8 protein-coding genes are annotated in these 10259 nt (G+C 66.5%); 5 read left to right on the plus strand and 3 right to left on the minus strand.

Going from position 1 to position 10259, the window contains the following annotated elements:
* Positions 1-207: 207 nt before the first annotated feature.
* The 3 genes from ACFULV_RS34695 to ACFULV_RS34705 all read left to right on the plus strand — a co-directional run bounded on the left by ACFULV_RS34695 (position 208) and on the right by ACFULV_RS34705 (position 3102).
* Positions 208-825, plus strand: a complete 618-nt coding sequence (locus ACFULV_RS34695) for a YdcF family protein (RefSeq protein WP_378664306.1) — start codon at positions 208-210, stop codon at positions 823-825.
* A gap of 139 nt (positions 826-964) precedes the next feature.
* Positions 965-1774 (plus strand): SAM-dependent methyltransferase, encoded by an 810-nt coding sequence (locus ACFULV_RS34700; protein ID WP_378664308.1) that lies wholly within the window; start codon positions 965-967, stop codon positions 1772-1774.
* A gap of 35 nt (positions 1775-1809) precedes the next feature.
* Positions 1810-3102, plus strand: coding sequence for a diguanylate cyclase domain-containing protein (locus ACFULV_RS34705; RefSeq protein ID WP_378664312.1), 1293 nt, complete (start codon positions 1810-1812; stop codon positions 3100-3102).
* 18 nt (positions 3103-3120) lie between these two features.
* On the opposite strand, the gene ACFULV_RS34710 is transcribed toward ACFULV_RS34705, so the two are convergent.
* Entirely contained in the window at positions 3121-4113 is a 993-nt protein-coding gene (locus ACFULV_RS34710; protein WP_378639359.1) for an acyl-ACP desaturase, read from the minus strand.
* A 201-nt stretch (positions 4114-4314) separates the two neighbouring features.
* Between ACFULV_RS34710 and ACFULV_RS34715 the strand changes: the two genes are divergently transcribed.
* Entirely contained in the window at positions 4315-5562 is a 1248-nt protein-coding gene (locus tag ACFULV_RS34715) for a KasA/KasB family beta-ketoacyl-ACP synthase (RefSeq protein WP_378639369.1), read from the plus strand.
* A 55-nt stretch (positions 5563-5617) separates the two neighbouring features.
* A complete protein-coding gene (gene fadD32 / locus ACFULV_RS34720) occupies positions 5618-7501 on the plus strand; it encodes a long-chain-fatty-acid--AMP ligase FadD32 (RefSeq protein ID WP_378664315.1) in 1884 nt (627 codons plus the stop codon).
* Between the two features lie 89 nt (positions 7502-7590).
* On the opposite strand, the gene ACFULV_RS34725 is transcribed toward fadD32, so the two are convergent.
* Complete coding sequence (locus ACFULV_RS34725) at positions 7591-9183, minus strand: LCP family protein (protein ID WP_378664318.1); 1593 nt, start codon at positions 9181-9183, stop codon at positions 7591-7593.
* Positions 9180-10259: Ig-like domain-containing protein (locus ACFULV_RS34730; protein ID WP_378664321.1), on the minus strand; the 1080-nt coding region annotated here is incomplete at its 5' end. The genes ACFULV_RS34725 and ACFULV_RS34730, both read right to left, overlap by 4 nt.

The raw sequence follows: 10259 nt of genomic DNA on the forward strand, positions 1-10259 counted from the left end.
GTACTGCACTCGACAGGGTGTGGGAGAGTAGGACACTGCCGGAACATCATTGCGAAAGGCCCTCCAACTTCGGTTGGAGGGCCTTTTTGCGTTCCGAGGATACCTCCTGGACCGGGGCGAACAGTCCGAACCGTCAACATTTCAGAAATGGGCACGTCGGAGGTTCCGGTAGGCGACGATGATGCGACGTCGCTTCGGGAGGTCACCATGAACTGGCTCTTCACCCACCAGGCACTGCGTCGTTGTGCGGCCGTCCTGGTGCTGCCTGCCGCACTGGTCGGAGCGGTCGCGACCGCGCCACTCGGTGCCGCCGCGCCTTCCGCCGATCCGCTGATCGGCGCGGCCGGTTCGGTCGCCGGCCTCGCCGGGATCGTGCTGCCTGCCACCTACGGCCCCGAGACGGCGATCGTGGTGCTCGGATACGGTCTGCTGCCCGATGGCACGATGCGGCCCGAATTGGGTAATCGCTTGCACGCGGCGCTGATTCAGGCCTTTATGTCGCCCGCTTCGCCGGTGATCGTGACCGGCGGCAACCCACGCAACGGTGTCACCGAGGCGCAGGTGATGGCCGACTGGCTCAATGTTCGTGGTGTCGCCAGGCACCGGTTGCACGCGGAAACCGAAGCCGGCTCCACCGTGCAGAATGCCGAGTTCTCGGCGCGCATGATGGAAGCGCTCGGCGTGACCAAAGCTGTCCTGATCACCTCCGCCGACCATATGCGCAGGGCTCTGGACAATTTTATGGCGGCCGGTATCCCGGTCGTCGCCACTATGACCCCGGATGTGGCCCCCCTGTGGGCCCAGCCGTACGGCTCCGAAAAATAGACCCGGCAGCACCATCGGTCGAGGACATGACCGTCGCTAATGGATAGCCGCGCCGATGTCGGTGGCGCCGATTACGATGCGGGAGGCGTCATCGCGGGTTGCGAGGGTGCGGTGCGGTAATGGCAGACAGGGGAATTCGATGGAACGGCCGGTATGGGCGCCCGAAGGTGTCGATATGCAGCATCCGAGTCCGGCTCGGATGTACGACGCTTTGCTCGGCGGCTCGCACAACTTCGCGGTCGACCGGGACGCCGCCGAGATGGCTACCGGGCTGGTTCCCGACCTGCCGCGGTTGGCGCTGAGTAATCGCGCGTTTCTGCGCCGGGCGGTTCGCTTCATGCTCGACGCCGGTATCCGGCAGTTCCTCGACGTCGGGTCGGGCATCCCCACCGCGGGCAACGTGCACGAGATCGTGCACGAGCTCGACCCGGAGGCTACGGTGCTCTACGTCGACATCGACCCGGTGGCGGTCGCTCATTCGCGAACCATCCTGCAGGGCAACGAGTGCGCGGGTGCGATCGAGGCCGATCTGCGCAAACCCCTCGACCTGGTCGCCGCGGTACGCGAGACAGGATTGATCGACTTCGACGCCCCTGTGGGGTTGCTGCTGATCGCGGTGCTGCATCTGGTGCCCGATGCCGACGATCCGGTCGGCAAGGTGGCAGCGCTGCGCGAAGTGGTGGCAGCGGGTAGTTTCATAGCCATTTCACATCTCACCTCCGAGCTTCGGCCCGATGACGCCGGTAAACTGGGCACGCACTCGGTGAACCAGTCCAAGGTCGGTATTCATTTCCGTTCCAAGGATGAGATCGTCGCGTTGTTCGAGGGATGGGATTCGGTCGAGCCAGGCGTTGTCGAGTTGCCGTTGTGGCGACCCGAGTCCGAGCGTGATCAGCACGAGAAGCCGGGCCGTTCGCTCGGCATGGGCGGTGTCGCGATCAAGAAGTAGACCGCCTGACATGGCGGGGCTATAGACGATGACAGGTGGATGAAGCAGTGGGGTCGTGGGAGCTGGCGCAGCGGTGGGCGGATGCCCTCGATGGCGTCGTAGCTCCTACCCTCAACCGCTCGCAGATCGAAGAGATGCTGGCTGCCCTGTGCACCGGTCTGATCGACGCGGCGCGCGGTGGGGAGGATCCCGACATCGCGCGGCGGGCGGCGCGGATGCTGGTCGCCGCCAACTACCGTGACCCGTCGGCGGTGAGCCGTTCGGTGCCGGTGATCTGTGCCGATCTGGTCGAGATCGTCGCCGACGGGCCGGCCGACCCCGCGCTGCCGCAGATCCGCGACCGGGCGATCGTCCTGGCAGCTGATTTCGCGGCAGGCTTCACCGCGGCGCTGCGGGCCGCCGCGCTGGCCGAGCAAGAGGCCACGCTGGCCGCGGTGCTCGCCGCGGCGCAGGAGGCCGAGAACCGCCGTGCGCTGTCGGAAGCACGTTTCGAGGCGGTCTTCGACGGCGCGCTCGTCGGCATCGGCACCGTCGACATGACCGGGCAGGTGGTGAACTGCAACGCCATCATGGCCCAGATGCTCGGCCAGACCCCGGAGACGATGCCGGGCCGGACCGTCGCCGACATCCTGGGCCCGCAGAACCTGAACTTCGCGTTCGAACAACTCCAGTTGATGGTCGCCGGCGAATCCGAGAGCTTCCGCACCGAGACCGAGCATCTGCATACCGACGGTCGGGTGACCGCGATCGACCTGTCGATGTCGGCGGTGCGCGGCACCGATGGGGGTATCGAGTTCCTGATCGGCGTCGCGGTCGATGTCACCGAGCGCAAGCAGCTCGCCGACCGCCTGTGGCACGACGCCAATCACGACGCGCTCACCGGTCTCCCGAACCGCCCGCACCTGTTCAACCGGCTGGCAGAAGCGCAACCGCCGATCGGGGTCTGCTATCTGGACCTCGACGGGTTCAAGGAGATCAACGATCTGTGGGGGCACACGATCGGAGACCGTGTGCTCGAGGTCGTGGCCGACCGGATGCGCGAAGCGGTGCGCCCGGACAAGGCGCTCGCCGCCCGCATCGGCGGTGACGAGTTCCTGGTGCTGGTCGAAAGATGTTCCGGTGAAGCGCAATTGGCGCGACTGGCCAACGAGCTGCTGTCCGCGCTCACCGAGCCGCTCGAGGTGGACGGACACATGCTCGCCGTCGGCGCCAGCATCGGCACCGCGTTCTTCGAGCAATTACCCGGCGCCGTAGACGAATTGGTGCACGCCGCCGACGCGGCGATGTACCGCAACAAGAACGACGCGCGCCGGGATCCGGCCCGGTAGCGGCCGGGCCGGAGTCGATCAGACCGATTGCCGGTCGCGCTCGGCCGCCCGCGCCAATGAGCGGTCGCGTTGTTCCTCGAAGCGAAGAACGTCTCCGCCCAGTCGATCGAGAAAGGCTGCCAGATCCTCGCGAGCACGCTCGCCTCGAGGTCCGAAGTCATTGCGCTCGAAGATGTTCCATTTGCGCAGCACCGGCATCAGTACCTCTTCGAGATGCTGGCGCAGATCGTAGATGCCGTGCTTGGCCATCAGTACGCCGTTGCGCCGCCAGCCGGGCATGCCCGCACCGGGCATCTGGAAGTTCTGCACGATGGTGTTGATCGCCTCGATGGTCTGGTCGGGGGCCAGGTCGAGCGAGGCGGCGCAGAGGTTGCGGTAGAAGATCATGTGCAGGTTCTCGTCGGCGGCGATGCGGGCGAGCATGCGATCGGCGATCGGATCGTCGCAGACACGACCGGTGTTGCGGTGGCTCACCCTGGTGGCCAGTTCCTGGAAGGTCACATAGGCCACGGAGAACAGGAATCCGGCGCCGGTCGAGGCGTGGATGTCGAAGCCCGGCGCCTTGTCGTCCACCACGGCCATCGCCGAATATCCGTTGGTCATGTGGATCATTCGGGCCTGTTCGAGCGCGACCGGGTCGACCCCGCGGGTCACCACGAGGTAGTCGCGCAGCACGATCCCGTGCCGGTTCTCCTCGGCGGTCCAGCGACCCACCCAGGTGCCCCAGGCGCCGTCCTTGGAGAAGTTCTCGGCGATCTCACGGTGGTAGGAGGGCAGGTTGTCCTCGGTGAGCAGGTTGGTGACCATGGCCGCCTTGGCGAGTTCGCTGAGGGCGGATTGTTCTGGGTCCCAATCGATTCCGCCCATAGACGCGAAGTTGCGCCCACGGTCCCACGGCACATAATCGTGCGGGTGCCAGTCCTTGGCCATCGATAGATGGCGGTCGACATTGCTCGCGGCGATGGGTTCCAGCTCGATCAGTAGTTCCAGTTGGGTCAGGTTCCTGGCCACGCTCGTTGCCCTTTCCGGTTAGTGAAAAGCGAGAGTTGCGTCGGTCCGGTAGTGTTGCCCGTCGTCACAATAGACCCGGCGCATCGCGCCTGGAAACGACACGGTGTTCCTGCGCACTGTTTCGGAATTTGGGCGCGTCGCGCCGTGTGCATATACGCTCCACCAGTTCAGCTCCATCAGCGGTTCCCGTTCAGTCGTGGCATAGCTAGAGAGAGTGAGCGAAAAATTATGACGGACATCGTGGTCACGAGCCTGGCGGCGACCACGTCGATCGCGGGCGACGTCGACTCGACCTGGAAAGGTCTGCTCAACGGCGAGAGCGGAATCGACGTCTTGGAAGACTCCTTCATCGACGATTTCGAACTGCCGGTGCGGATCGGCGGCCACCTGAAGGTGTCGCCCACCCTCTCGCTCACCCGCGAAGAGGCGCGCAAACTGTCCTACGTCGAACAGATGGCCGTGGTTCTCGGCCGCGAGGTGTGGCGCAACGCGGGCAGTCCCGCCGTGGACCGCGACCGGCTCGGCGTCTCGATCGGTACCGGCCTCGGTGGCGCCGAATCGCTGATCTACGCCCGCGACCGGCTCCGCAACGGCGGCTACCGCAAGGTCTCACCGTTGACCGTGCAGGCCATCATGCCCAACGGTCCCGCGGCCTGTGTCGGCATCGAATTGGGTGCGCGGGCCGGGGTTTCTACGCCGGTGTCGGCCTGCTCGTCGGGCTCGGAGGCGATCGCCAACGCGTGGCGGATGATCATGATGGGCGATGCCGACATGGTGGTGACCGGCGGTGTCGAGGGCTCCATCCAGGCGGTGCCGATCGCGGCGTTCACGCAGATGCGAGCCATGAGCACCCGCAACGACGATCCCAAGGCGGCCTCGCGTCCCTTCGACGCCGACCGCGACGGGTTCGTCTTCGGCGAGGCGGGCGCGATGATGGTGATCGAAACCGAGGAGCACGCGAAGGCGCGTGGCGCGACGATTCACGCCAGGCTGCTCGGCGCGGGCGTCACCTCCGACGGATTCCACCTCGTCGCACCGGATCCCGAGGGCACCGGCGCCGCGCGGGCGATGACCCGGGCGATGCAGACCGGCGGGATCAGCCGCACCGACGTCACCCACATCAACGCACACGCCACCGCGACCCCGATCGGTGACACCGCCGAGGCCAACGCGATCGCGAAGGCGATCGGCTCGCACGCTTCGGTGTACGCGCCGAAATCGGCTCTCGGGCATTCGATCGGCGCGGTCGGTGCGCTCGAATCGGTGCTGACGGTGCTCAGTGTGCGCGACGGCATCGTGCCGCCCACGCTGAATCTGGACAATCAGGACCCTGAAATCGATTTGGACGTGGTGTCGGGTCAGGCGCGGCGTGGTCGCATCGATTACGCGGTGAACAACTCCTTCGGTTTCGGCGGTCACAACGTGGCGATCTCGTTCGGGCGGTATTGACGATTCGCCTTGTCGTGGCGGATTCGGAGTCAATGTGCGTTGAAAAGGATTGGGAATGATCGGCGAGACTTTCGACGACTATGTAGACGAACTGGGGACTATCCGGATTCCCGGTGATCAGACCCTGATCGACTTCGTCGACAAACACAGCGAGGCCAACGGGGACGACCTGGCCTATCGCTTCATCGACTATTCGACAGAACGTGAGGGGGAATACCAGGAGCTGACCTGGCGTGAGTTCGGCGTGCGGCTGCGCGCGGTGGCCGCGCGACTGCAGCAGGTGACCCAGCCCGGCGACCGGGTGGCGGTGCTGGCGCCGCAGGGCCTCGACTATGTCGTCGCGCTGTTCGCGGCGGTGTACGCGGGGAATGTGGCTGTGCCCCTGTTCGATCCGGAGGAGCAGGGCCACAGCGACCGGCTGCACGCCGTTCTCGGCGACTGCGAACCGGCCGCGGTGCTCACCGTCGGTAGCGCGGCGGCCGGCGTGCGCAATTTCTTCCGCGAACAGCCCGCGGCGCAACGGCCCAGAATCATCGCGGTCGAGGCGATTCCCGACACTGTCGGCACGCGGTGGCGCAGGCCCGACATCAATATCGACAGCGTGGCGTATCTGCAGTACACCTCCGGGTCCACGAGGGTGCCCGCCGGTGTCGAGATCACCCACCGCTCGGTGGGGACCAACCTGCTACAGATGATCGACGCCATCGGGATCACCGAGAACGCCCGCGGGGTCACCTGGCTGCCGCTGTTCCACGACATGGGGCTGCTCACGGTGATCCTGCCGACCATCGGTGGCAAGTTCATCACCATCATGTCGCCCAGCGCGTTCGTGCGCAGGCCCTCGCGCTGGATCAAGGAGCTGGCCGCGCAAGCGGATGGTGCCGAGATCTATTCGGCGGCACCTAATTTCGCCTTCGAACACGCGGCGATGCGCGGGTTGCCCAAGGGAGACGAATCGCTCGACCTGTCGAACGTGATCGGTCTGATCAACGGCAGTGAGCCGGTGTCGGTGGCCTCGATGCGCAAGTTCAACGAGGCGTTCGCGCCCTATGGGCTGTCCAAGACCGCGATCAAGCCGTGCTACGGGATGGCCGAGGCGACGCTGTTCGTGTCGGCGACCAAGCGCGACGACGAGGCGCGGGTGGTCTATGTCGATCGCGGGCAGCTGAACGACGGCCGGATGGTGGAGTGCGACGAGCACGCCGAGAACGCGGTGGCACAGGTGTCGTGCGGATACGTGGCGCGGTCACAGTGGGCGGTGATCGTCGATCCCGGTACCGGGGTCGAGCGTCGCGACGGCGAGGTCGGCGAGATCTGGCTGCACGGTGACAATATGGGCATCGGGTACTGGGGCCGGGCGGAGGAGACCGCGGAGACCTTCCACAACCGGGTGGTCGCGCGCATGCCGGTCGGTAGTCGCGCCGAGGGTGCGCCCGATGACGCGAAGTGGATGCGGACCGGCGACTACGGCGCCTATCACGACGGCGAGCTGTTCATCACCGGCCGGGTGAAGGACCTGGTGATCGTCGACGGGCGCAACCACTATCCGCAGGATCTCGAATACTCGGCGCAGGAGGCCAGTACGGCGCTGCGGCCCGGCTTCATCGCGGCCTTCTCGGTGCAGGCGGGGCAGTTGCCCGCGCCGGTGCTCGAGGCCGGGGCGGTGTCCGATCCGGCGGCGGAGCGATTGGTGATCGTCGCCGAAAGAGGGACGGGCGCGGCGAAACTCGAGCCGGGCCCGATCACGGACGCGGTGCGCGCGGCGATCGCCCGCAGGCACGGGGTGATGGTGCGTGATCTGTTGCTGGTGCCCGCGGGGTCGATTCCGCGGACGTCGAGCGGGAAGATCGCCCGACGGGCCTGCAAGGCCGCGTATCTGGACGGGACGCTGCGCGGTGGATACCGGCAGCAGGCCTATCCGGACGCACCGGAGGAGTGAGAGTCGGTCGGCCACTGGGCATTCCGGTGGCCGACCGATATCCGCCGAGGGCTCCGGCACCTGCGCCCGGCTGATGCGGCGCAGGTCGCTCAGTTGACGCAGGGAATGGTGTCGCCGATGTTGGTGGACAACGGTTTTCCCCGGTCGGGCAGTGGCATCGAGCCCGACGTCGTGGTCGTGGGGGGAGTGGTCGTCGATGTGGTCGGGCTCAGCTCGGTGGGCATGGTGAAGTCGGCGCCGAGCGCGACCTTGATCCGCCCGTCTTCGATCGACGGCGACGCGGAAACCGGCAGTCCGCCGAGAAGTTCCGCCAGCGCACGCGCATCGTCGGCGGCACCGAGGCCGTAGGTGATGGCCGAGTACGGGCCGTCGCTCGAATCACCGTTGCCGATCAGGCCCGCACCGTAGCCCATGCTCGTCAGCGCGGCCGAGAGCGCCGCCGCCTGACCTTTCGCGGTGCCCACATTGTGTACATCGACCACGCTCGCCGGGGTCGGCGCCGTGGTCGTGGTCGCCGGCACCTCCTGGCCGAAGGCCGCCCGCACCTCCCTTTTGATCGCGGCCGGGTCGACGATGTTCACGTCCTGACCGTCGATCACGTCGTAGCGCACCACCGGCAGCGTGCGGAATTCGACCGGTACCGAGCCGGCGGAGCCCATGTCGCGGGCGAAGTCGAACAGATTCCAGCCGTCGGAGAGCACCACGTCACGGTGCGCCACGTCCATCAGTTCCGTGAGCTGGCTCAGGTTGGTCAGCGTTCCGGAGTCCTTGAGCGACTTGGCAACCGAGGTGAGGAACGCCTGTTGACGGTGGGTGCGGTCGAGGTCGCCGTTGAGCAGTCCGTGACGTTGACGGACGAACGCCAGGGCTTGTGCACCATCGAGATGCTGCCTGCCCGCGGGAAAGCTCGCGCCGGAGAACTCGCTGTCGTCGACGGCGTGGTTGAGACACACGTCGACCCCACCGACAGCGGTGGCCAGGTCGTAGAAGCCCGCGAGGGAGATCTCGGCGAACCGGTCGATCGGAACCCCGACGAGATTGCGGACGGTGGTGACGATGGACGCGCGTCCGGCTTCCCGGCCGCGCCGCTCCAACACGACCGGATCCTTTTCGCCCTGGTCGATCAGCTTCGCCTGCACCGCGGCCTTTTTCAGGCCGTACGCCTCTTTGATCTTGATCTGCTGGTAGCCGGGGATACCCGTCACCGGCACATAGTCGTCGCGGGGGATGGAGAAGGCGACGACCTTACTCTTGTCGGCCGGGATGTGCAGCAGGATCAGCGAATTCGCGTTGTAGCCGCCCTCGGTGCCGTCACCGGCGTGCAACTGGTCGAGCACCTCTTTCGGCAGGTCGTTGCCGTTGAGGTCCTTACGGGTGTCCAGGCCGATCAACAGGATGTTGACAGCGCCGCCGCCGGAACGTGGGGCGTCCTCACCGAGTGCGGTGGAATGGGTGAACCCGGAATCGAAGTCCTGCTTGGCCGACCAGGCCAGGCCGGTGCCCGCGAGGACGGCCAGCGCGGTGGTCGCCACGAGCATCCTGGCCATGATCAGCCCGGCTCGGCGGGCGCGTCCGTGCCGTGGGGCGCGATGGTCGGTGGGGGCGTGCCTGCCGACGCGCTGTGGTCCCCGCCGTGTTTTCTCCCGGCGCGGCGGCGCCGGAAAGGTGTTGTCCCCGTTCACCGCAGCGCGCTACCTGCCTGCCACTGTTCCCACGGCACACTCCAGTCGCCGTTCTGCCACACCTCGAGCGGGGCGCCGCCGGTATTCCGGATCTCGACCACGTCGCCGGGTTGGGAGAAATCGTAGAACCAGCGGGCGTTCTCGCCGCTGAGATTGAGGCAGCCATGTGAGACGTTGGTGTTGCCCTGCGCCCAGATCGTGTCGTCGAGTTGGTGCAGATAGATGCCGTCGGTACTGATCCTGGTCGCCCAGCCGATGGATTCCTTGTAGCCGAGCCGGGAGTTCACCGGCAGGCCGTAGGTGGAGGAGTCCATGATCACCGGATTGGCCTTGTCCATCACGGTGTACACCCCCGGCTGGGTCCAGAAGGTGATGGTCTTGCCCGCGACGGTCTGGCTGCCGCCCATGCCCAGCGAGGTGGGCATGGTCTTGATCAGCGTGCCGTTCTCGTACACCTGCACCTGCTTGTCGTTGTCGTCGACGATCGAGACGTGCGAGGGGCCGATGGTGAAGCTGGTCTTGGTGTCTTCCTGCCCGTAGAGGCCGCCGCCGAGATCCTTGCCGTAGATGTCGGCGGTGAGTGTCACCTTCGTGCCGGGCGCGTAGTAGTTCGCGGGGCGCCAGTGGGCGTTGCGGTTGTCGAGCCAGTACCAGGCGCCGGTGACGGGCGGATCGGTGGTGACCGACAGGTACTTCTCGGCCGTCGCGCGATCGGGCACGTCCTCGTCGAAGTGCGCGACGACGACGGTGCCCACGCCGAAAGTGCCCGACGAGGAGAGTTCCGTGCCGCCCGTGGTGCGGAAATAGACCTTGGTCTGGTTGTTCGGCGCCAGGGTGGTGAACGACGAGGTGATCGGCCCGACCCGGCCGGTGACGGTGACCGCCTCGGCCGTGACCGTGTAGGTGTGGCCGTAGCCCAGCGGTTCCGACGGTTTCCATGCCGACTGATCGGGGGTGAGGATGCCGTCGACCGTGCCGCCCTGCTCGTTGGTCATCGTGACCGCGGTGAGCTGTCCGTCGCTGGTGCTCACGCGGACCGGGCCCAGCGGATCGATCTCGGTCGCGCCGTCTTGCGG

The sequence above is a fragment of the Nocardia sp. NPDC057272 genome (assembly GCF_042668615.1).
In the GTDB taxonomy this organism is placed as follows: domain Bacteria; phylum Actinomycetota; class Actinomycetes; order Mycobacteriales; family Mycobacteriaceae; genus Nocardia.

Bases quoted from the DNA above. Each gene is read 5' to 3' on its own strand.
- ACFULV_RS34695 (WP_378664306.1), top strand. From the start codon at position 208: ATGAACTGGCTCTTCACCCACCAGGCACTGCGTCGTTGTGCGGCCGTC.
- ACFULV_RS34700 (WP_378664308.1), top strand. From the start codon at position 965: ATGGAACGGCCGGTATGGGCGCCCGAAGGTGTCGATATGCAGCATCCG.
- fadD32 (WP_378664315.1), top strand. From the start codon at position 5,618: ATGATCGGCGAGACTTTCGACGACTATGTAGACGAACTGGGGACTATC.